General features: G+C 71.3%; 17 protein-coding genes and 1 riboswitch. Of the genes, 9 read left to right on the top strand and 8 right to left on the bottom strand.

What is annotated here, in order from left to right; translation table 11 throughout:
- The first annotated feature begins 49 nt into the window (after positions 1-49).
- Positions 50-1018, top strand: a complete 969-nt coding sequence (locus tag LG634_RS30770; RefSeq protein ID WP_226738601.1) for a diacylglycerol/lipid kinase family protein — start codon at positions 50-52, stop codon at positions 1016-1018.
- 320 nt (positions 1019-1338) lie between these two features.
- Entirely contained in the window at positions 1339-1596 is a 258-nt protein-coding gene (locus LG634_RS30775; RefSeq protein ID WP_003953983.1) for a WhiB family transcriptional regulator, read from the top strand.
- 162 nt (positions 1597-1758) lie between these two features.
- Here LG634_RS30775 and LG634_RS30780 read toward each other — a convergent pair whose 3' ends face one another.
- A complete protein-coding gene (locus LG634_RS30780; protein WP_226738619.1) occupies positions 1759-3243 on the bottom strand; it encodes a PAS domain-containing sensor histidine kinase in 1485 nt (494 codons plus the stop codon).
- A gap of 475 nt (positions 3244-3718) precedes the next feature.
- Between LG634_RS30780 and LG634_RS30785 the strand changes: the two genes are divergently transcribed.
- Together LG634_RS30785 and nagB are read left to right on the top strand one after the other, a co-directional pair.
- A complete protein-coding gene (locus LG634_RS30785) occupies positions 3719-4540 on the top strand; it encodes a MerR family transcriptional regulator (RefSeq protein ID WP_226738621.1) in 822 nt (273 codons plus the stop codon).
- Positions 4541-4764: 224 nt separating this feature from the next.
- Positions 4765-5550: a glucosamine-6-phosphate deaminase gene (gene nagB / locus LG634_RS30790; RefSeq protein WP_226738602.1), complete on the top strand. Its 786-nt coding sequence runs from the start codon at positions 4765-4767 to the stop codon at positions 5548-5550.
- A gap of 120 nt (positions 5551-5670) precedes the next feature.
- Here the strand turns inward: nagB and LG634_RS30795 are convergent, their stop codons facing one another.
- The 4 genes from LG634_RS30795 to LG634_RS30810 all read right to left on the bottom strand — a co-directional run bounded on the left by LG634_RS30795 (position 5671) and on the right by LG634_RS30810 (position 10413).
- Entirely contained in the window at positions 5671-7173 is a 1503-nt protein-coding gene (locus tag LG634_RS30795; RefSeq protein WP_226738603.1) for a glycoside hydrolase family 3 protein, read from the bottom strand.
- A 10-nt stretch (positions 7174-7183) separates the two neighbouring features.
- Positions 7184-8047 (bottom strand): carbohydrate ABC transporter permease, encoded by an 864-nt coding sequence (locus LG634_RS30800; protein ID WP_226738604.1) that lies wholly within the window; start codon positions 8045-8047, stop codon positions 7184-7186.
- The gene (locus tag LG634_RS30805; RefSeq protein WP_226738605.1) at positions 8044-9039 is read right to left on the bottom strand and encodes a carbohydrate ABC transporter permease; all 996 of its coding nucleotides are present in this window, start codon (positions 9037-9039) and stop codon (positions 8044-8046) included. Before LG634_RS30805 ends, LG634_RS30800 begins: the two co-directional genes overlap by 4 nt.
- 81 nt (positions 9040-9120) lie before the next feature.
- Positions 9121-10413, bottom strand: a complete 1293-nt coding sequence (locus LG634_RS30810) for an extracellular solute-binding protein (protein WP_226738606.1) — start codon at positions 10411-10413, stop codon at positions 9121-9123.
- A gap of 289 nt (positions 10414-10702) precedes the next feature.
- Here LG634_RS30810 and LG634_RS30815 point away from each other — a divergent pair, with 289 nt between their 5' ends.
- The 5 genes from LG634_RS30815 (at position 10703) to LG634_RS30835 (ending at position 17891) form a co-directional block, all read left to right on the top strand.
- The gene (locus tag LG634_RS30815; RefSeq protein WP_226738623.1) at positions 10703-11467 is read left to right on the top strand and encodes a GntR family transcriptional regulator; all 765 of its coding nucleotides are present in this window, start codon (positions 10703-10705) and stop codon (positions 11465-11467) included.
- Between the two features lie 186 nt (positions 11468-11653).
- Positions 11654-13807 (top strand): carbon starvation CstA family protein, encoded by a 2154-nt coding sequence (locus LG634_RS30820; RefSeq protein ID WP_226738607.1) that lies wholly within the window; start codon positions 11654-11656, stop codon positions 13805-13807.
- Positions 13804-14001 (top strand): YbdD/YjiX family protein, encoded by a 198-nt coding sequence (locus tag LG634_RS30825; RefSeq protein ID WP_226738608.1) that lies wholly within the window; start codon positions 13804-13806, stop codon positions 13999-14001. Before LG634_RS30820 ends, LG634_RS30825 begins: the two co-directional genes overlap by 4 nt.
- Before the next feature lie 190 nt (positions 14002-14191).
- A riboswitch (cobalamin riboswitch) is annotated at positions 14192-14314 on the top strand.
- A 164-nt stretch (positions 14315-14478) separates the two neighbouring features.
- Positions 14479-16878: a ribonucleoside-diphosphate reductase subunit alpha gene (locus LG634_RS30830; RefSeq protein ID WP_226738609.1), complete on the top strand. Its 2400-nt coding sequence runs from the start codon at positions 14479-14481 to the stop codon at positions 16876-16878.
- A 56-nt stretch (positions 16879-16934) separates the two neighbouring features.
- On the top strand, positions 16935-17891 hold the full coding sequence (locus LG634_RS30835; protein ID WP_372482523.1) for a ribonucleotide-diphosphate reductase subunit beta: 957 nt from the start codon (positions 16935-16937) through the stop codon (positions 17889-17891).
- 77 nt (positions 17892-17968) lie between these two features.
- Here the strand turns inward: LG634_RS30835 and def are convergent, their stop codons facing one another.
- The 3 genes from def to LG634_RS30850 form a co-directional block, all read right to left on the bottom strand.
- Positions 17969-18613, bottom strand: coding sequence for a peptide deformylase (def, locus tag LG634_RS30840; protein ID WP_226738611.1), 645 nt, complete (start codon positions 18611-18613; stop codon positions 17969-17971).
- 57 nt (positions 18614-18670) lie between these two features.
- The gene (locus LG634_RS30845; RefSeq protein ID WP_226738612.1) at positions 18671-19666 is read right to left on the bottom strand and encodes a tetratricopeptide repeat protein; all 996 of its coding nucleotides are present in this window, start codon (positions 19664-19666) and stop codon (positions 18671-18673) included.
- A 119-nt stretch (positions 19667-19785) separates the two neighbouring features.
- The gene (locus LG634_RS30850) at positions 19786-21132 is read right to left on the bottom strand and encodes an HD-GYP domain-containing protein (RefSeq protein ID WP_226738625.1); all 1347 of its coding nucleotides are present in this window, start codon (positions 21130-21132) and stop codon (positions 19786-19788) included.
- Positions 21133-21142 lie beyond the last annotated feature (10 nt).

A 21142-nucleotide genomic window follows, 5' to 3' on the forward strand; every position in this document is an offset into this window, starting at 1 on the left:
TGGGCAGCCGGTATGGGAGGTGTGACGACGGGTGGGTAGGCTGACGCTCATGCGTGCACTCCTCGTGGCGAATCCGGCGGCAACGACCACCAGTGCGCGCACGCGCGACGTCCTCATCCACGCCCTGGCCAGCGAGATGAAGCTGGAGGCGGTCACCACCGAGTACCGCGGGCACGCCCGGGACCTCGGGCGCCGGGCGGCGGAGAGCCGGGACATCGAGCTGGTCGTCGCCCTCGGCGGCGACGGCACCGTCAACGAGGTGGTCAACGGACTGCTGCACGACGGCCCGGACCCGGAGCGGCTGCCCGGCCTCGCAGTGGTGCCCGGCGGCTCCACGAACGTGTTCGCCCGCGCGCTCGGCCTGCCGAACGACGCCGTCGAGGCGACCGGCGCCCTGCTGGACGCGCTGCGCGAGCGCCGCGAGCGGACGGTCGGACTGGGCCTGGCCGCGGGAGTGCCGGGGACCGAGGACGAATCGGTGCCGGCGCGCTGGTTCACGTTCTGCGCGGGATTCGGATTCGACGCGGGTGTCGTGGGCCGGGTCGAGCAGCAGCGGGAGCGCGGAAAGCGTTCCACGCACGCGCTGTATGTACGGCAGCTGATGCGCCAGTTCCTGGAAGAGCCGAACCGGCGGCACGGCACCGTGACGCTGGAGCGTCCGGGCGCGGATCCGGTGACGGACCTGGTGCTCTCGATAGTCTGCAACACGTCCCCGTGGACGTATCTGGGAAACCGGCCGCTCTACGCCTCTCCGAAGGCGTCGTTCGATACTGCACTTGACGTGCTCGGTCTCAGCCGTTTGTCAACTCCGGCCATCGCGCGGTACGCGACACAGCTCCTGACCTCGACTCCTGAGCGCGGTCCGCACGGCAAGCACGCGACCACTCTGCACGATCTGACCGACTTCACCTTGCATTCGAAGGTGCCGCTGCCTTTCCAGATGGACGGCGATCACCTCGGGCTGCGGACGAGCGTGCGGTTCACAGGCGTACGCCGTGCACTGCGTGTGATTGTGTGAGTGGAAGGGCTGATCACCCTTTCAGTCGAACGTTTAGACGCGGGTCCACCCCATAGAAGTACGGCTGTGACCTAGTCGACACCGACGAATCAAAAAAAACTTTCCGGAAGGGGTTGTATCCCCGTCCGAGGTTTGCGAATCTCTACATGGCGATCGGGACAGCCCGCAGGACCGGCACCCACGAAGACCGCCAGAACCCCTCCACGAATCAAGGACCGCTCCGGGCAACCTGGGCGTCGTCCCTTCCCCCGTGAAGGGATTCGTGAAAGCGTTCACATTCACAAGCAACCTGCCCGCAATACCAAGGAGATGGAGCAGCCATGGACTGGCGTCACAACGCCGTTTGCCGCGAGGAAGACCCCGAGCTCTTCTTCCCCATCGGCAACACCGGTCCCGCGCTGCTGCAGATCGAGGAAGCCAAGGCCGTCTGCCGCCGCTGCCCCGTCATGGAGCAGTGCCTGCAGTGGGCGCTCGAGTCCGGCCAGGACTCCGGCGTCTGGGGCGGTCTCAGCGAGGACGAGCGCCGCGCGATGAAGCGCCGCGCCGCTCGCAACCGGGCGCGCAACGCCAGCGCCTGACCACAACTTCGAGCCGCAGCGACGTAGCGACGTGCTCTTGGGCCCCGGTCCGGGAACCTCCTCCAGCCTCCGCTGGATGTGATTCCCGGGCCGGGGCTCAGTGCTTTCCCGGGACCCGCCCGGAGCCGTCGTCACTGTCCGTGACGCACCGGCCCGGGCAGGCTACTTCTGCGGGCTGGCCGGGATGTCGAGGACAACCTTGGTGCCGCGCTCGGCCCCCGGCTGCATGTCGAAGGTGCCTCCGAGCTCGCCTTCTACCAAGGTGCGGACGATCTGGAGTCCGAGGTTCCCGGCCGTCTTCGGGTCGAAGCCCGCGGGCAGTCCCAGGCCGTCGTCCACCACGGTGATCAGCAGTCGCGAATCGTTGCGGCCGGTGCCGCTGCGGACCGCGGACACCTCGACGGTGCCGTGTCCGTCCGGGGCGAAGGCGTGCTCCAGCGCGTTCTGCAGCACTTCGGTCAGCACCATCGACAGCGGCGTGGCCACTTCGGCGTCCAGGATGCCGAACCTGCCGAGCCGTCGGCAGCTCACCTTGCCCGGCGAGATCTCGGCGACCATGGCGATCACGCGGTCCGCGATGTCGTCGAACTCCACGCGCTCGTCGAGGTTTTGGGACAGCGTCTCGTGCACGATGGCGATCGAGCCGACCCGGCGGACCGCCTCGTTCAGCGCCTCGCGGGCACTGCGTCCGCCCGGTGCGGCGGCATCCATCCGGCGGGCCTGGAGCCGCAACAGGGCGGCGACCGTCTGGAGGTTGTTCTTGACCCGGTGGTGGATCTCCCGGATCGTCGCGTCCTTGGTGATCAGTTCGCGTTCGCGACGGCGGAGTTCGGTGACGTCGCGGCACAGCACCAGGGAGCCGATCCGGGTGCCCTTGGGCTTGAGCGGGATCGCGCGCAGCTGGATCACCCCGCCGTTGCCCTCGACTTCGGTCTCCCGCGGGGCCCAGCCGCTGGCCAGTTTGACCAGCGCCTCGTCCACCGGGCCGCGGGACGGGGCGAGTTCGGCGGTGATGGTGCCGAGGTGCTGGCCGACCAGGTCCGAGGCGAGACCGAGCCGGTGGTAGGCGGAGAGCGCGTTGGGGCTCGCGTACGTGACCACTCCGTCGGCGTCGAGCCGGATGAGGCCGTCGCCGACCCGCGGCGAGGCGTCCATGTCGACCTGCTGGCCGGGGAACGGGAAGGTGCCGGCCGCAATCATCTGGGCCAGGTCGGAGGCGGACTGGAGGTAGGTCAGCTCCAGCCGGCTGGGGGTGCGGACGGTGAGCAGGTTGGTGTTGCGCGCGATCACGCCCAGCACCCGGCCCTCGCGCCGGACCGGGATGGACTCGACGCGGACCGGCACCTCCTCGCGCCACTCGGGGTCGCCCTCGCGGACGATCCGGCCCTCGTCGAGCGCGGCGTCCAGCAGCGGGCGGCGGCCGCGGGGCACCAGGTGGCCGACCATGTCGTCCTGGTAGGAGGTGGGGCCGGTGTTCGGGCGCATCTGGGCGACCGAGACGTAGCGGGTGCCGTCCAGGGTGGGCACCCACAGCACCAGGTCCGCGAAGGACAGGTCGGAGAGCAGCTGCCACTCCGAGACCAGCATGTGGAGCCACTCCAGGTCGGTGTCGCTGAGAGCGGTGTGCTGGCGTACGAGATCGTTCATGGAGGGCACGTGAGCGAGGGTACCCGGGCCCGGGCCGCGACTTTCCCCGTGGGAATACCCAGGATGGGTCGGTTCCGCGTATGTTGGAGGAAGTGACGGTTATCAGGGGCCCGTCATTGGATGGACAGAACAGATTGGTCTAGTCCACAATGAAGTGAGCAAGACAAAGACTTCCGCCCTCCCCGCACAGGAGGACGGAGCGAGGTAAGCCGCGCGTTCTGCCCTGACCGCGCAAGGCGCCTCCTGCCGGCCGACGGGACCGCACACCCGCCGGTCGAAGCACTCCGGGTCGCGGTGCCGGACGGGTTGAGGGTCCCGTCCCGGCACCGTGGCCCTGAGGTCTTTCCGGGGACCTTTCCCCCGCCCGGCGCCGGCCCGGGCCTCCCCCTCCCCCTGCGGCCGGGCGGCCGGACCGCCACCGCGGAAGTCGGGCCTTGACCCTCACACCGTGTCAGGCGCTGAACTCGGAGACATCATGTTCGCCATCGGAGACTTCGCCCGGCACGGCCGCGTATCGGTCCGGATGCTGCGCCACTACGACGCCACCGGACTGCTGCGCCCCGCGCACGTCGACCCCGCCACCGGCTACCGGTACTACACCGGCGCCCAGCTGGCCCGCCTCAACCGCGTGATCGCCCTCAAGGAGCTCGGCCTCACCCTCCAGCAGGTCGGGGAGATCCTCGACGAGCGGGTGGGCGCCGAGGAGCTGCGGGGCATGCTGCGGCTGCGGCAGGCCGAGCTGGAGGCCGCGATGGCCGAGGCGGCGGCGCGGCTGGTCCGGGTCGAGGCGAGGCTCCGGTCGATCGAGAGCGAGGGGCGCATGCCCGAGAACGACGTGGTCCTGAAGAACCTGCCGGCGGTCCGGGTGGCCGAGCTGTCCGGGACGGCCGCGAGTTTCGAGCCGCAGGACATCGGACCGGTGATCGGCCCCCTGTACGACGAGCTGTTCCGGCTGCTCGCGGCGGCCGGGGTGACCCCGTCCGGGCCGGGGGTGGCGTACTACGAGGACGCCCCGGAGGGCGGCGGCGCGATCACCGTGCACGCGGCGGTCGAGGTGGCGGTGCCACTGCAGGAGGGGCCGTTCCTGGTGCACGACCTGCCGGCGGTGGCCGAGGCGGCGACCCTGGTGCACCACGGCTCGATGGACGAGGTGCTGCCCAGCGCACAGGCGCTGGCCCGGTGGATCGACGGACACGGTTACCGGGAGGCCGGTTATCCGCGCGAGATCGGCCTGGAGTGCCCGGCGGACCGGGACCAGTGGGTCACCGAGCTCCAGGCGCCGGTGACGGCGGGCTGAGCGCCGGTCGGAGGCCGGGTCCCGGCAGCGGAGCACACCGCTGCCGGGGCCCGGCCTCCGGCATGTCCGGACCCGGTCGGGGAGGCCGTCGCAACCGGTCCGGGAGGCCGCCGCAACCGATCCGGCCGACGATGGGAACAGCCCGCTGAAGGACCCTTCTCTCTGCTAGATTGGTCTATACCACACGTGTCCAGTCCACCTCTTCTCAGATCGGCAGGCCCAGCGTGGAAGTTGTCATCGTTCCGGACGCCAAGGCGGGCGGCGAGCTCATCGCGGAGGCCATGGCCGCCCTGGTCCGCCGCAAGCCCGACGCCCTGCTGGGCGTGGCCACCGGCTCGACCCCGCTGCCCGTCTACGAGGCCCTCGCGGCGAAGGTACGCGCGGGCGAGGTCGACGTGGCCCGCGCCCGCATCTGCCAGCTCGACGAGTACGTCGGCCTGCCCGCCGGGCACCCCGAGTCCTACCGGTCCGTCGTGCTCCGCGAGGTCGTCGAGCCGCTGGGCCTGACGGCCGGGTCCTTCATGGGCCCGGACGGCAGCGCCGCCGACGTGGTCGCCGCCTGCGACGCGTACGACCAGGCGCTGGCCGACGCCGGCGGCGTCGACCTCCAGCTGCTGGGCATCGGCACAGACGGCCACATCGGCTTCAACGAGCCATGCTCCTCGCTGGCGTCCCGCACCCGCATCAAGACGCTGACCGAGCAGACCCGCGTCGACAACGCGCGCTTCTTCGACGACGACATCGACCAGGTGCCGCACCACGTCATCACCCAGGGCATCGGGACCATCCTCGACGCCCGCCACCTGGTGCTGCTGGCCACCGGCGAGGGCAAGGCCGAGGCGGTCGCGCAGACGGTCGAAGGCCCGGTCTCCTCGCTGGTCCCGGCCTCCGCGCTGCAGCTGCACCGGCACGCCACCGTGGTCGTGGACGAGGCCGCCGCCTCCAAGCTGAAGCTGGCCGACTACTTCCGCCACACCTACGCCAACAAGCCGGAGTGGCAGGGCCTGTAGGCCAGGCCCCTCCCCCGCCGGCACGCAGAAGGGCCGGGCACCCCCTCGGTGCCCGGCCCTTTCTCCTATCGCCGCGCCGTGCGCGCCGGCCGCTGTCCCGGCCGGCGCGCCCCCCTGTGCTCAGGCGCCGGCGATGACCTCGGCGGCCGCCCGGCCGCAGACGCGCGCCGCGCCGTGCGTGGCGATGTACAGGGCACCGCGCGGCTCGGCCCGCGGCAGCCCCATCTCGACCACGACGGTGTCGGGCCGGGCCGCGACCAGCGCGTCCACGGCGGCGGCCATCCACGGGTGCCGGTGGACGTCGCGGACGACCGCGACGACGGTGCGCCCGCCCGCGGCGGCGAGCACCTCGCCGGCGGTCGCCTCCACGCCGTAGCGGCCGGAGCCGGTGTCGGCGACCAGCTCGGCGAGTTCGGCGGCGGGTCCCCAGGGGGTCTCGTCGCCGACCGCGATGTTCGGCTCCGGCGCGAAGGTCGCGACGTACGCCGAGGTCACCGGCTTGCGCTCGCCGACGACCAGGACCGCGCGGCGGGCCGCCTCCAGGCCGATGCCGGCCGTGCCGGGCGCGCTCCCCTCCTCGTCGGGCGCGCCCGGCGTGCCGGCCGCCCGGGCCTGCCGGGTCCAGTCGGCGAGCGACCGCACCCGGGCCGCGGCGTCGGCGAGCCGCTCCTCCGGGAGCTGGCCGTCGCGCACCGCGTTCACCAGCGCGTCGCGCAGGCGGAGCACGGTGTCCTCGTCGGCGAGACCCCCGCCGACGCAGATGGCGTCGGCGCCCGCGGCGATGGCGAGGACGGAGCCGCGCTCGATGCCGTAGGTGCCGGCGATGGCGTTCATCTCCATGCCGTCGGTGACGATCAGGCCCTGGTAGCCCAGCTCCTCGCGGAGCAGACCGGTGAGGATCTGCGGGCTGAGGGTGGCGGGCCGGGTCGGGTCGAGCGAGGGCAGCAGGATGTGCGCGCTCATGATCGCCTTGGTGCCCGCGGCCATGGCGGCGCGGAACGGCACGAGTTCGCGGGCGTGCAGCGTCTCCAGGCCGGCGTCGATCCGCGGCAGGGCGTGGTGCGAGTCGACGTTGGTGTCGCCGTGGCCCGGGAAGTGCTTGGTGCAGGCGGCCACGCCGGCGGCCTGGAGGCCCTCGACGTACGCGGCGGTGTGCCGGGCGGCGAGTGCGGTGTCGGCGCCGAAGGAGCGCACTCCGATGACCGGGTTGTCCGGGTTGGAGTTGACGTCGGCGGACGGCGCCCAGTTGAGGTTGACCCCGCACTCGGCGAGCCGGCGGCCGAGTTCGCGGGCCACCTCGCGGGTGAGGGCGGTGTCGTCGACGGCGCCGAGGGCGAGGTTGCCGGGGAACGAGGAGCCGCCGCGGACCTCCAGGCGGGTGACGTCGCCGCCCTCCTCGTCGATGGCGACGAGGACGTCCTCGCGCTCGGCGCGCAGCTGCGCGGTGAGCGCGGCCAGCTGGGCCGGCGAGGCGATGTTGCGTCCGAAGAGGCCGACGGCGGTGAGGCCTTCGGCGACCTGGCGCAGCAGCCAGTCGGGGGCGGTGGTGCCGAGGAAACCGGGCTGGAGGACGGCGAGGGCGTCCCGGGTCACTGTGTCGGTGCGGTGCGCGAGGATCGTCATCGGGAGCGGTTCATCCCTTCACTGCGCCGGCGGTGAGACCCGCGGCCATCTTGCGCTGGACGACGAGGAACAACGCGATGATCGGCACGGCGAGCATGGTGGAGCCGGCCATCATCGGGGCGAACTCGGTGCCGTTCTTGGTGATGAAGTTGCTGAGCCAGACGGTGGCGGTCTGGTTCTGCTGGCTCATGAGCATCAGGGCGTACAGGTACTCGTTCCACGCCTGGATGAATCCGTACACCGACGTGGCGACCATGCCCGGGGCGAGCAGCGGGAAGACCACGCGGATGAAGGCGCCGGTCGGGGTGCAGCCGTCGACCATGGCCGCCTCCTCCAGCTCCTTCGGGATGTTCACGATGAAGCCGCGGAGGGTCCACACGGTGAAGGGCAGGATGAACGTCAGGTACGTGATGATCAGGCCGGTGAGCCTGTCGTACTGACCGAGGTCGTTGAGGAGCAGGAAGACCGGGATGATCATCGCGACGAGCGGGACCATCTGGACGGCGAGGATGCCGACGATGACGACCTTGCGGCCGCGGAACGCGAAGCGCGAGATGGCCAGGGCGGCCAGCATGCCCACGAAGATGCCGATGAGCACGACGACGAGGGAGACGACGAGCGAGCGGCCGACGGGACCCCAGAAGTCGCTGATCTCCAGTGCCCGGCGGAAGTTGTCCAGGGTCCAGGAGGTCGGGAAGAAGTGCGGGTTGGGGTCGATGGCGTCCTTGGCGGGCTTGAACGCGGTGTTCAGCATCCAGTAGACGGGGAAGCCGGCCGTGATGAAGACGAGGAGGCCGAGGAGGTTCCAGCCGAACTTCGACTTCTTGAGGCCGCCGCGGCGGGCGGTGCGCGGGGTCGCGGTGGTCGGGGTCACTCCACCTCTCCGATCTTGAGCATCTGGCGCATGTACGCGGCGACGACGCCGAGCAGCAGCAGGACGGTCACGAGGGCGATGGCGGAGCCGCCGGAGTAGTCGTTGACGACGAAGGCCTGCTGGTACGAGTACGTGGTCAGCAGCTGGAACTCGGCCTCGGGGTTGCCGTTGCGCATCACGAAGACCTGCGGGAAGACGCCCATGTCCCAGATGACCGAGAGGGTGGTCAGCATGACGATGATCGGCTTCAGGATGGGCAGGGTGACGTGGCGGAACACGCCCCAGGCGCCGGCGCCGTCGAGGCGGGCGGCCTCTTCCAGTTCCTTGGGCACCTGGGTGAGGCCGGCGCTGAGGGTGATGACGACGAAGGGCACGGCGCCCCAGACCACGAGCAGCATGATCACGGCGAGGCCCTGGGGGCCGCTGGCGAACCAGTTGTGGCCGACCATGTCGACGCCGGGGAGCTTGCTCAGCAGGTAGTTGAGGACGCCGTAGTCGGCGTCGAAGAGCCACTTGAAGATGGCGGTGGCGACCAGGATGGGCATGCCCCAGCTGGCGACCAGAGCGATGTTGATGAGTGTCTTCACCCAGCCGGAGACCCGCTGCAGGAGCAGCGCGATCAGCATGCCGAGGACCATGGTCAGGATGACCGCGCCGACGGTGAAGAGCACCGTGCGCAGGACCACGGACCAGAAGACCCCGTCGCCGAGGACCTTGGTGAAGTTGTCGAAGCCGACCCACTCGGCCTCTTTGAAGCCCCAGAGTTCGGCCTTGCCGAAGCTCTGGAAGGAGAGGGCCACCAGCCGGTAGAGCGGGTATCCCATGACCAGCACGATGACCAGCAGGCAGGGGGCCAGCAGCAGCCAGGGGGTCGCTGCGGTGCCCCTGCGGGTGGTCTTGCGCGGCCGGCCCGTGATCCCGGTGCCCGCTCCGGTGGACGGCTGCTGCTTCGCCGGTGGCAGGTCGGCGGTGGTTGTCTGTGCGGCACTCATCGCGCGCTCCTCGGGGGTCCCTCTCTGGTACGGGCAGCAGGGCCCCGCCGACGGTCAGCGGCGGGGCCCTGCTCACTCAGGTCACTTGGTGTTGATGACCTTGTCGATGGCGGCGTCGGCGGCCTTGGCGGCGTCCTCGACGGACTTCTTGCCGTTGCCGATCTCGACGAGCATCGTCTGGAGGACCTTGGCCTTCTCGACCTGGCCCCAGCCCGGAGCGGTGGGAACGAACCAGGAGGACTCGGCCGCGGTGGCGGCGACCTGGGTCTTCGGGTCGGCCTTCAGCGGCGCGAGGTCCGTCTTGTTGTTGGGCAGGTTGCCCTTGGCGATGAGGCCGGCCTGGCCCTTGGCGCCGGTGAACGCGTTGATCCACTCGGCCGCGACGTCCTGGGCGTCCGACTTGGACGGGATCGCCAGGTCGGAGCCGCCGAGGAAGACCGGGAGGTTCTTGCCGTTCGGGCCGGGCATCACGAAGTTCTCGAGCTTGTCGGCGAGCTTGCCGACCTTGTCGTTCTCCGGGGTGGCGGAGGTGGCGCCCTCCCAGGCCGCGGCGAAGATCGTGGACGCGTTGCCCTGGCCGAAGACGACCGGGCGGTCGGCCTCGTCCTTGGTCTTGTCCGCGTGCATGTACTTGTCGAGGATCTCCTTGTACTGCTTGAGACCCTTGAGCGACTCGGGGGAGGACAGCGAGGCCTTCCACTGGCCGCCCTCGTTCTTCGCGATGGCGCCGCCGGCGTCGTAGACGAAGGACATCGCCGCGTACCAGTCCGGCGAGGGCTGGTACCAGGCGCTGAACTTGTCGCCCTTCTTCTTCTGGACGGCGTCGAGGGCCTTGGTCAGCTCGGCCCAGGACTTCGGGGCGGCCTTGACGCCCGCCTCGGCGGCTATGTCCTTGCGCCAGGTGCCCACGCGGCCACCGGCGTAGTAGGGGACGCCGTAGGTCTTGCCGTCGTAGGTGACGGACTCCTTGAGCGCGTCGAGCCAGGCGGCGGAGTTGTCGAACTTCGACGGGTCCACCTCGGCGAAGGCGCCGGTCGACATGTAGCCGATCATCTCGGAGTTGCCCATCTCGACAACGTCCGGAGCCTTGTCCGTGGCGAGCACGGCGTCGAGCTTGGCGTTCTTGTCCGGCCAGCCGTAGTACTCGTGCTTGACCTTCAGGCCCGGGTGCTTGGCGATCACGGCGTCGTCGGCCGCCTTGACCAGGTCCGGCCAGTTGTTCTGCGCATCGACGGTCAGCCAGACGGTGATCTCCTTGGCGCCGGACGCCTTGTTCTCGCCGTCCTTCTTGCCGCCGTCCTCGGAACCGCCACACGCCGCCAGGCCGATAACCATGCCCGCGACACCAACCGCCGCGATGAGCTTGCGCTTCACGCCACCCTCCTCAGGGATGCCTGCACTCCCCCTGCCCGCCGACGGTGACAATCGCCAAGTACTGCCCGTGGGGCCGGGATCTGATCCACATTGGTTTAGACCAGTAGCTTGGAGCTTGGCCTAGACCTTTAGGGGTGTCAAGGGTCTAATAAACGAGGTGTCAGTCCGTTACCGGACCGACACCTCAGGGAGGGGCGAGGTCCGTGCTCCGGCCCGTGTCACGATGTGACCGCACACAACGGAGGAGCCGGTGACGGCAACGAGACTGGAGTCGGGGAGGCGGGCGGCCATGGCCACCGAAGGGGCGCTGACGGAGCCGGAGAGCGGGGCGGCCACCCGTACCGCGCGCGTGCCCAAGTACTACCGGCTCAAGCGGCATTTGCTGGAGATGACCGAAACGCTGCCCCCCGGCACCCCGGTCCCGCCCGAACGCACGCTGGCGGCGGAGTTCGACACCTCCCGGACCACGGTCCGGCAGGCCCTGCAGGAGCTGGTGGTCGAGGGCCGGCTGGAGCGCATCCAGGGCAAGGGCACCTTCGTCGCCAAGCCCAAGGTCTCCCAGGCGCTGCAACTGACCTCGTACACCGAGGACATGCGCGCCCAGGGCCTGGAGCCGACCTCCCAGCTGCTGGACATCGGGTACGTCACGGCCGACGACACCCTGGCCGGCCTCCTCAAGATCGCCACCGGCGGCCGGGTGCTGCGCATCGAACGGCTCCGGCTGGCCAGCGGCGAGCCGATGGCCATCGAGACCACGCACCTTTCGGCCAAGCGCTTCCCGGCCCTGCGCCGCTCGCTCGTCAAGTACACGTCCCTCTACACCGCCCTCGCGGAGGTGTACGACGTCCACCTGGCCGAGGCCGAGGAGACCATCGAGACCTCGCTGGCCACCCCGCGCGAGGCCGGCCTGCTCGGCACCGACGTGGGCCTGCCGATGCTGATGCTCTCCCGGCACTCCCTCGACGCGGACGGCGAGCCGGTGGAGTGGGTGCGCTCGGTCTACCGCGGCGACCGGTACAAGTTCGTCGCACGCCTCAAGCGCCCGGCCGTCTGATCAGGTCACGACTCCCGTACGGATGCCGGACGGGGTCTTACGCTCAGCGGCCGTCCCCCCGTAGATTCCTGCGATCACGCAGATGATCAACGAGGGGACGAGGTCATGCCGGAACCTGGATCAAGGGGCACGGAACAGGACACGGCGGGTTCGGCCGCGGCGCCGGGCTCGCCCCCTGCGGGGCGGATGACGCCCAAGTCGATCGCGGTCTGGTCGCTCGTCGCCCTCGTCGGCGCGGCCGGCTGGGCCGTGCTCGCGCTCTCCCGCGGCGAGGAGATCTCCGCGGCCTGGCTGCTGGCCGCCGCCCTGGGCTCGTACGCCATCGGCTACCGCTTCTACGCGCGCTTCATCTCCCGGCGGGTGCTCCAGGTCGACAAGACCCGGGCCACCCCCGCCGAGCGCCTCGACAACGGTGTCGACTTCCACCCCACCGACCGGCGGGTGCTCTTCGGCCACCACTTCGCCGCCGTGGCCGGCGCCGGCCCGCTGGTCGGACCGGTGCTCGCCGCGCAGATGGGCTACCTGCCCGGGACCATCTGGATCGTGGCCGGCGTGATCTTCGCCGGTGCGGTGCAGGACATGGTCACCCTGTTCTTCTCCACCCGCCGCGACGGCCGCTCGCTCGGCCAGATGGCCCGTGAGGAGATCGGCCCGTTCGGCGGCGCGGCGGCGCTGGTCGCGGTCTTCGCCATCATGATCATCCTGCTGGCGGTGCTGGCACTGATCATCGTCAACGCCCTCTCGCACTCGCCGTGGGGCGTCTTCTCGATCGGCATGACCATCCCGATCGCCCTGTTCATGGGCGTCTACCTGCGCATCCTGCGGCCCGGCCGGGTCACCGAGGTCTCGCTCATCGGCGTCGCCCTGCTGCTGCTCGCGATCGTCTCCGGCGGCTGGGTGGCCGAGTCCTCCCTCGCGGACTTCTTCACGCTGGAGAAGGAGACCCTGGTCGTCTGGATGGTCGTCTACGGCTTCCTGGCCTCGGTGCTGCCGGTCTGGCTGCTGCTCGCCCCGCGCGACTACCTCTCCACCTTCATGAAGATCGGCACCATCGCCCTGCTGGCCGTGGGTGTGGTCGTCGCCATGCCGACCCTGAAGATGCCGGCGGTCACGGACTTCGCGAGCCGCGGCGACGGTCCGGTGTTCGCCGGCTCGATGTTCCCGTTCGTCTTCATCACCATCGCCTGCGGAGCGCTCTCCGGTTTCCACTCCCTGGTCTCCTCGGGCACCACCCCGAAGATGATCCAGAAGGAGACCCAGGTACGGATGATCGGCTACGGGGCGATGCTCACCGAGTCGTTCGTCGCCGTCATGGCCGTCATCGCCGCCTGCATCATCGAGCCCGGCCTGTTCTTCGCCGTCAACTCCCCGCCGGGGGTGGTCGGCACCACCGTGGAGGCCGCCTCGCAGGCCGTGGGCAACTTCGGCTTCAGCATCTCCGGGGCCGAGCTGGCCCAGGCCGCCAAGGACGTCGAGGAGGCCAGCCTGCTCTCGCGCACCGGCGGCGCCCCGACCTTCGCACTCGGAATGTCGGAGATCTTCTCGTCGGTGGTCGGCGGGACCTCGATGAAGGCCTTCTGGTACCACTTCGCGATCATGTTCGAGGCGCTGTTCATCCTCACCACCCTGGACGCGGGCACCCGCGTGGGCCGCTTCATGCTCCAGGACACCCTGGGCAACGTGGCCAAGCCGTTCAAGCAGGTCAGCTGGAAGCCGGGCGTGTGGATCACCAGCGCGGTGGTCGTCGGCGCCTGGGGCTACTTCCTGTGGGTGGGCGTGAAGGACCCGCTGGGTGGCATCAACCAGCTCTTCCCGCTGTTCGGCATCGCGAACCAGCTGCTCGCCGCGGTCGCCCTCGCCGTCTGCACCACCCTGCTGGTGAAGTCCGGCCGCCTGAAGTGGGCCTGGGTCACCGCCGTCCCGCTGGCCTGGGACGCCACCGTCACCCTGACCGCCAGCTGGCAGAAGGTGTTCTCGGAGGACCCGCGGGTCGGCTTCTTCGCCCAGCGGGACAAGTTCCAGGCGGGCATCGACGCCGACAAGGTGCTGCCGCCCGCCAAGACCATGGACGAAATGCACACCGTGGTCACCAACGCCACCGTGGACGGGGTGCTCTCGGCCCTCTTCGCCCTGCTGATCGTCGTCGTGCTGGCGGACGCCGCGCGGGTCTGCATCAAGGCGGTCCGCCGCCCGGAGACGGTCGAGCTGCACGAGACCCCGTACGTCCGCTCCGCCATCGTGGCGCCCGCCGGGCTCTTCCCGACCGCCGAGGAGAAGGCCGAGCTGGCCGCGGCCGGCCTCGAACTGGCCTCCGGCCGGGACCGGGGACCGGCGTCGTGACCGCCGTCCGCGGGGCCTTCGACCGGGTCCGGTTCTACGTCCGCGAGTTCTCCGGGGAGGCCGCGTACGACCGGTACGTCGCGCACGCCCGCGGACACGACCCGGACGCCCCGGTCCTGACCCGGCGGGCCTTCGAGCGGGCCCGCACGGACGCCCGCGAGGCCGACCCCCGCGAGGGCTTCCGCTGCTGCTGAGGGGAGCGTCCCGGACCCGTACGAAGGGCCCCGCCGGATCCGGCGGGGCCCTTCGCCGTACCCGCGGCAGACCTGCCCAAGCCGGGCTCGTGGAGGGCCCGGTGCTCACCCACCGCCGCCACCCGTTGGCGTAGCGCAATCAGGTCGACACAACATCTAGGGGGTCGCACACGAGGCTGCCCCCACATGTATGCTCGTCCTCGCTGTCGCCGCAGGGGAATCCGGTGGGAATCCGGAACTGTCCCGCAACGGTATGAGATGCACTGATCTGTGCGATGCGAGTCCGAAGACCTGCCGACAGCGTGCCCGGGTCGACCGAACCGGGTCCAGACACGTCCGGGTCTCGCGGGTTGGGCCGGCGGACGCCATGCGGAGACGCGCTGCCCGCCCTGCCACGGGCCGCCGCGCGCCTCCTTCCGCATGCGCGCTCGCGCCCCGCCCCGAAGGCAACGGGCCGAGCGAGGGAGAGCCCCCACCGTGACCATCGCGCCTTCCGCACCGCGCGCCGAGTCCGACCAGCCCGAGGCCGAAGGCCCCGGCGCCGCGCTGCTGCGCACCCTCACCGACCTCACCGCCGACCTGCCCGACACGGACCCCGGCCGGGTGGCCGCCGCCGCGCTCCGCGGCCGCAGCGCCGACGCCGACGAGGCCGAGCTGCGCGGGCTGGCGACCGAGGCGGCCGCGGGGCTCATCTCCGAGGACCCGGCGTACTCGAAGCTCGCCGCCCGCCTGCTGACGCTCGCCATCGCGGAGGAGGCGGCCTCCCAGGGCGCGACCTCCTTCTCGGCCTCCGTCGAGGCCGGCCACCGCGAGGGCCTGATCGCCGACCGCACCGCCGAGTTCGTCCGCACCCACGCGGCCCGGCTCGACGCGCTGGTCGAGCACGCCCTCGCGGACGGCGCGGACGACCGGTTCGGCTTCTTCGGCCTGCGCACCCTGCACAGCCGCTACCTGCTGCGCCACCCGATCACCCGGCAGGTCGTCGAGACCCCGCAGCACTTCATGCTGCGCGTGGCCTGCGGCCTCGCCGAGGACCAGAGCGTCCGCGCCGTGGAGGAGGTGGCCTCCCTGTACGGCCTGATGAGCCGCCTGGACTACCTGCCGTCCTCCCCCACCCTGTTCAACTCGGGCACCCGGCACCCGCAGATGTCCTCCTGCTACCTGCTGGACTCCCCCCTGGACGAGCTGGACTCGATCTACGACCGCTACCACCAGGTGGCGCGCCTGTCGAAGCACGCGGGCGGCATCGGCCTGTCGTACTCCCGCATCCGCGCCCGCGGTTCCCTGATCCGCGGCACCAACGGCCACTCCAACGGCATCGTGCCGTTCCTGAAGACCCTCGACGCGTCCGTCGCCGCGGTCAACCAGGGCGGCCGCCGCAAGGGTGCCGCCGCCGTGTACCTGGAGACCTGGCACGCGGACATCGAGGAGTTCCTGGAGCTCCGCGACAACACGGGTGAGGACGCCCGCCGCACCCACAACCTGAACCTCGCCCACTGGATCCCGGACGAGTTCATGCGCCGCGTGAACGCCGACGCCGACTGGTCGCTGTTCTCCCCGTCCAACGTGCCCGAGCTGGTCGACCTGTACGGCGACGAGTTCGACGAGGCCTACCGCAAGGCCGAGGCCGCGGGCCTGGCGAAGAAGACCATGCCGGCCCGCGAGCTGTACGGCCGCATGATGCGCACCCTCGCGCAGACCGGCCAGGGCTGGATGACGTTCAAGGACGCCTCCAACCGGACCGCGAACCAGACCGCCCTGCCCGGCAGCGTGGTCCACTCCTCCAACCTGTGCACCGAGATCATCGAGGTCACCGACGACGGCGAGACGGCCGTCTGCAACCTCGGCTCGGTCAACCTGGGCGCGTTCGTGCTGACCGAGACGGGCGACATGGACTGGGAGCGGCTGGACGAGACCGTCCGCACCGCCGTGACCTTCCTCGACCGCGTGGTGGACATCAACTTCTACCCGACCGAGCAGGCCGGCCGGTCCAACGCCCGCTGGCGGCCGGTGGGCCTGGGCGCCATGGGCCTCCAGGACGTGTTCTTCAAGCTGCGGCTGCCGTTCGACTCGGCCGCGGCGAAGGCCCTGTCCACGAAGATCGCCGAGCGCATCATGCTCGCCGCGTACGAGGCGTCCGCCGACCTCGCCGAGCGCAGCGGCCCGGTGCCCGCCTGGGCGGAGACCCGTACCGCGCAGGGCGTGCTGCACCCCGACCACTACGGCAGCGCCGCCGAGCGCCACTGGCCGGAGCGCTGGGACGCGCTGCGCGCCCGGATCGCCGAGACCGGCATGCGCAACTCGCTGCTGCTGGCGATCGCGCCGACCGCCACCATCGCCTCGATCGCGGGCGTGTACGAGTGCATCGAGCCGCAGGTCTCCAACCTGTTCAAGCGCGAGACCCTCAGCGGCGAGTTCCTCCAGGTCAACGGCTACCTGGTGGAGGAGCTGAAGCAGCTCGGCGTGTGGGACGCGCAGACCCGCGAGGCGCTGCGCGACGCGTCCGGCTCGGTGCAGGGCTTCGGCTGGATCCCGGCCGAGGTGCGCGAGCTGTACCGCACGGCGTGGGAGATCCCGCAGCGCGGCCTGATCGGCATGGCGGCCGCCCGTACCCCGTACCTCGACCAGAGCCAGTCCCTGAACCTGTTCATGGAGACGCCGACCATCGGCAAGCTCAGCTCGATGTACGCGTACGCCTGGAAGCAGGGTCTGAAGACCACCTACTACCTGCGCTCGCGCCCGGCGACGAAGATCGCCCGCGCCGCGTCCGGCTCCGCCGCCGTCCCGGCCGCCGCCACTCCCCTCCCGCAGGCCGTCGACGCCGAGGCGCTGGCCTGCTCCCTTGAGAACCCCGAGTCCTGCGAGGCCTGCCAGTGAGCACCCCCCGATCCCAGAACCTGCTCGACCCCGGCTTCGAGCTGACCCTGCGTCCGATGCGCTACCCGGACTTCTACGAGCGCTACCGGGACGCGATCAAGAACACGTGGACGGTGGAGGAGGTCGACCTCCACTCGGACGTGGCGGACCTCGCCAAGCTGACGCCGGCCGAGCAGCACATGATCGGCCGTCTGGTGGCGTTCTTCGCGACGGGCGACTCGATCGTGGCGAACAACCTGGTCCTGACGCTGTACAAGCACATCAACTCCCCGGAGGCGCGCCTGTACCTGTCGCGCCAGCTGTTCGAGGAGGCCGTGCACGTCCAGTTCTACCTGACGCTGCTCGACACCTACCTGCCCGACCCGGAGGACCGCACGGCGGCCTTCGCGGCGGTCGAGAACATCCCGTCCATCCGCGAGAAGGCGCAGTTCTGCTTCAAGTGGATGGACTCGGTCGAGAAGATCGACCGGCTGGAGACGGCCGCCGACCGCCGCCGCTTCCTGCTGAACCTGATCTGCTTCGCCGCGTGCATCGAGGGCCTGTTCTTCTACGGCGCCTTCGCGTACGTGTACTGGTTCCGGTCGCGCGGCCTGCTGCACGGCCTGGCGACCGGCACCAACTGGGTGTTCCGCGACGAGACCATGCACATGAACTTCGCCTTCGAGGTCGTGGACACGGTCCGCAAGGAGGAGCCGGAGCTCTTCGACGACGAGCTGCGGCAGCAGGTCACGGACATGCTGACGGAGGCCGTGGAGGCGGAGCTGCAGTTCGGCCGCGACCTGTGCGGTGACGGCCTGCCGGGCATGAACACCGAGTCGATGCGCGAGTACCTGCAGTGCGTCGCCGACCAGCGCCTGGTCCGCCTGGGCTTCGCGCCGGTGTTCGGCTCGGAGAACCCGTTCTCCTTCATGGAGCTCCAGGGCGTCCAGGAGCTGACGAACTTCTTCGAGCGCCGCCCCTCGGCGTACCAGGTGGCCGTCGAGGGCACCGTGGACCTCGACGAGGACTTCTAGTCCACGAAGGCCCGTATGACGGAGGGCCCCGCACCGGAGCGATCCGGTGCGGGGCCCTTCGTGCGGACCGGCCTGCGCTACTGGGCGTTCGGGACGGTCTCGTAGCGCGGGGTGCCCTCGGCCATCTGGCGCAGCGCGTCCTTGCGGTCGCGCTTCGAGAGGCGGTCGATGTACAGGTAGCCGTACAGGTGGTCGGTCTCGTGCTGGAGGCAGCGGGCGAAGTAGCCGGTGCCGCGCACCTTGATCGGGTTGCCCTGGACGTCCTGGCCGTGCACCTCGGCGTAGTCCGGGCGGGCCAGTGCGGCGTACGCGGTCGGCACCGACAGGCAGCCCTCGTTGGAGTCGTCGAGGATGCGGCGGTCGGCCGGCAGCTCCTGGAGGACCGGGTTGACGACCACGCCGGTGTGGCGGACGCCGTCGTCGTCGGGGCAGTCGTACACGAAGACCTTGAGGTCCACGCCGATCTGGTTGGCGGCCAGGCCCACGCCCTCGGCGGCCTTCTGGCTCGCGAACATGTCGTCGACGAGCGCGGCGAGCTCGTCGCCGAAGTCGGTGACGTCCTTGCACTCGCGGTGCAGGACGGGGTTGCCCACGACCGTGATCGGACGGGCGGTGCCGCGCTCCCGGTGGGCGAGCTCGCGCGCCTCGCAGTCCTCGGTGTCCACGACGTAGCCGTCGTTCACCTCTGCGGGCTCGCCGACCGTGTTCTCCTGCTGCGACATCTCCGCCGTACGCCTTCCGTAAGTCCCGGGTGTGCCCGTACAGAGTACGGGGAGCGGTCAGCAGACTTCTTCGAGATCCCGCCACTCACGGGTGTCCGGGCTGTCGGCGACCCAGCCGTCGAGCAGTCCGCGGACCAGTCCGGCGGGGGCCGCGATGCCGCATTCGCGCTCCGGCACCCACAGCGAGCCGGAGCCGGCCGTCCGGTGGCCCAGCGGGCCGGGGTGGCCGGGTTCGCTGTGGTCGTGCGGGTCGAGGTGCTCGCCGTCGCCCTCGCCGCTGGGCATCGCGCTCTCGGAGCAGGTCCGGCACAGCAGCCGGACCGACGAGGACCAGTCCTCGGCGGCGAACCCGGCGTCGGAGGCCAGCTGCTCCAGGGCGTCCCGGTCGTGCTCGGTGGCCGCCTCCAGCAGCACCACCCAGGTCGGCACCGGCGACGGCGCCCACAGCTCGATCTCGTCGAAGACGGGGTACGCCGGGCCGGCGGCGGTCACCCGTTCGCCGTGCGGGACACCGTCGTGCAGGACCACCTCGCCCCAGCGCCGCCCGGAGGACGGAAGCGGGATCGAGAGGACCTCCATCCGGGCCGGATCGAGCCTGCGGCCCCACACGACCTCGGCCTCGCCCTCCGGCGACAGCCGTACGGCCGCACTGCCCAGCTCCATGCCGACCGGCTCGCCGGTGCCGGTCCCGCCGCGCGGGTCGCCGGGCACCTTCAGCCCGTACGCCTGCCAGGCGCGCCGGGCCAGCGGCCAGTCCTGGAGGGCGGTGGCGGCGATGCCGACGTTCCACCAGTCGGGGGCCCCGGTCTCCCGGTCGAGCAGGGCGACGGCGCGCAGCCCGGCGGCCCGCGCCTGTTCCCAGTCGTGCCGGAACTTGTGCAGCAGGGCCAGGTTGAACCAGGACTCCGACAGCCATGGCTCCATGTCGGCGGCGCGCGTCAGCAGCGCCCCCGCGTCCTCGTACCGGCCGTCGCCGATCAGCGTGAACGCGCGGTCGGTGGCCTGCCGCCACGAGGCGGAGGGCCGATGCCGTACCTTCCCGAAGATCCTCACGATTCCCGCCTGCCTGGGGGCACCTCCCAGCGGTGACTGGGGGCAACGGTGCAGCCTTGCGGACACTCTCACTTCGCATCCAACCATGCCCACTCGGACGGCCGCTCATTACCCGTGGGTTACCCCGGGCCAGAAGGAGCGATTCCGGCACGTCCGGGGCGGGTCCGGCGGCCGGGCCGGGGGCCCCGCAGACCGGCTCTGCGACCCCCCGGCGCCCCGACCCGGCCGCCCCGCTGGAGCACGCGGGCGAGTGCCTCGACGACGGCCGGCTGGTAGTCGTGCGCGGTGCCCAGCCGGAGCTGTTCCAGGGCGGCGAGGGAGCCGCCGGGCAGGTCGCCGCCGGCCAGGTCGTCGTAGGCGTTGACGGTCCGCACGATCCGGGCGCTGAGCGGCTGCTGCCGGTACGGCTCGGCCTGCCGGGCCACGACGACGGCGACCTCCTGCGGCACCCCGGTCTGGCGGGCCACCTCGCCGCCCAGCTCGGCGATCCGGCGCCGGTCGGCGTCCGGGAGCGGGGCGGTGGCGCCGCCGGGCACCGGGTCGACGAGGGCCAGCTGGCCGATGTCGTGCATGAGAGCCGCGTACTCCAGGACGGTCAGCTCCCGCTCGGACAGGCCCAGGTCCCGGCCGACCGCGCAGCTGAGGGCGGCGACCCGGCGGGCGTGGCCCGGCCGGGTGTAGCCGGCGATCTCGGTGGCCCGGGCCAGGGAGGTGATCGTCTGCCGGTAGGTGGTGCGGACCTCGGAGATCCGGCGGAACGACAGCTGGGTGACGAGCAGCGGCACGCTGAGGACGGGCAGCGCCCACAGCCCGGCGCCGGCCACCCCGAGGGCCATGACGACGCCGGTGGCGCAGATCGCCGACCCGATGCCGGCGAGCGAGCGCAGTTCGTCGCGCAGCAGCGGCCCGTACGGCCATCCGGTGCGGGCGGCGGCCGGCACGGCGGCCAGTACGGCGTCGCACAGGGCGGTCAGGCCGAGCAGCAGCACGAGGAAGAGCACCAGGTACGGGCCGTGGCCCAGCCGGTCGGTGAGCCGGCCGGAGTGGTGCAGGGGCTGGAAGCAGGCGGCGGCGAAGGCGACGGTGAGGACCCGGCGGGCGACGTGGTCGAGGGCGGGCCCCCGGCCGGCGGCGACGTGCGGCACCGCTCCGACCAGGGCGGCCGCGACGACGACGGCGACGACCTGGAGCACCCCGTGCTGGGTGGGCCGGCCGGCGTCCTGGCAGAGCAGGGCGTAGGCGAGGGCGCCGGCGCAGCCCAGCGGGGCGGGCCGGCAGTCGCCGGCGGCGGACCGGCCGGGCGGCTCGCGGGGGTCGCGGCGGGCGAGTTCGCCGATGGCGACGAGGAGGCCGAAGGCGAGGGCGATGCGGGGCTGGGCCACCCCGTTCCAGAGGGTGTGGCCGATCCCGGCCGCGGTGAGCGCCCCGGCCGCCCCGCGCACCGCCCAGACCGTGGCGGTGCTCATCCGCCGCCCC

This window comes from Streptomyces bambusae, from assembly GCF_020532645.1.
Taxonomy (GTDB): domain Bacteria; phylum Actinomycetota; class Actinomycetes; order Streptomycetales; family Streptomycetaceae; genus Streptomyces; species Streptomyces bambusae.

Coding starts and splice junctions, on each gene's coding strand:
- LG634_RS30770 (WP_226738601.1), top strand. CDS start 50: ATGCGTGCACTCCTCGTGGCGAATCCGGCGGCAACGACCACCAGTGCG.
- LG634_RS30775 (WP_003953983.1), top strand. CDS start 1,339: ATGGACTGGCGTCACAACGCCGTTTGCCGCGAGGAAGACCCCGAGCTC.
- LG634_RS30780 (WP_226738619.1), bottom strand. CDS start 3,243: ATGAACGATCTCGTACGCCAGCACACCGCTCTCAGCGACACCGACCTG.
- LG634_RS30785 (WP_226738621.1), top strand. CDS start 3,719: ATGTTCGCCATCGGAGACTTCGCCCGGCACGGCCGCGTATCGGTCCGG.
- LG634_RS30795 (WP_226738603.1), bottom strand. CDS start 7,173: ATGACGATCCTCGCGCACCGCACCGACACAGTGACCCGGGACGCCCTC.
- LG634_RS30805 (WP_226738605.1), bottom strand. CDS start 9,039: ATGAGTGCCGCACAGACAACCACCGCCGACCTGCCACCGGCGAAGCAG.
- LG634_RS30815 (WP_226738623.1), top strand. CDS start 10,703: ATGGCCACCGAAGGGGCGCTGACGGAGCCGGAGAGCGGGGCGGCCACC.
- LG634_RS30820 (WP_226738607.1), top strand. CDS start 11,654: ATGACGCCCAAGTCGATCGCGGTCTGGTCGCTCGTCGCCCTCGTCGGC.
- LG634_RS30835 (WP_372482523.1), top strand. CDS start 16,935: ATGCGCTACCCGGACTTCTACGAGCGCTACCGGGACGCGATCAAGAAC.
- def (WP_226738611.1), bottom strand. CDS start 18,613: ATGTCGCAGCAGGAGAACACGGTCGGCGAGCCCGCAGAGGTGAACGAC.
- LG634_RS30850 (WP_226738625.1), bottom strand. CDS start 21,132: ATGAGCACCGCCACGGTCTGGGCGGTGCGCGGGGCGGCCGGGGCGCTC.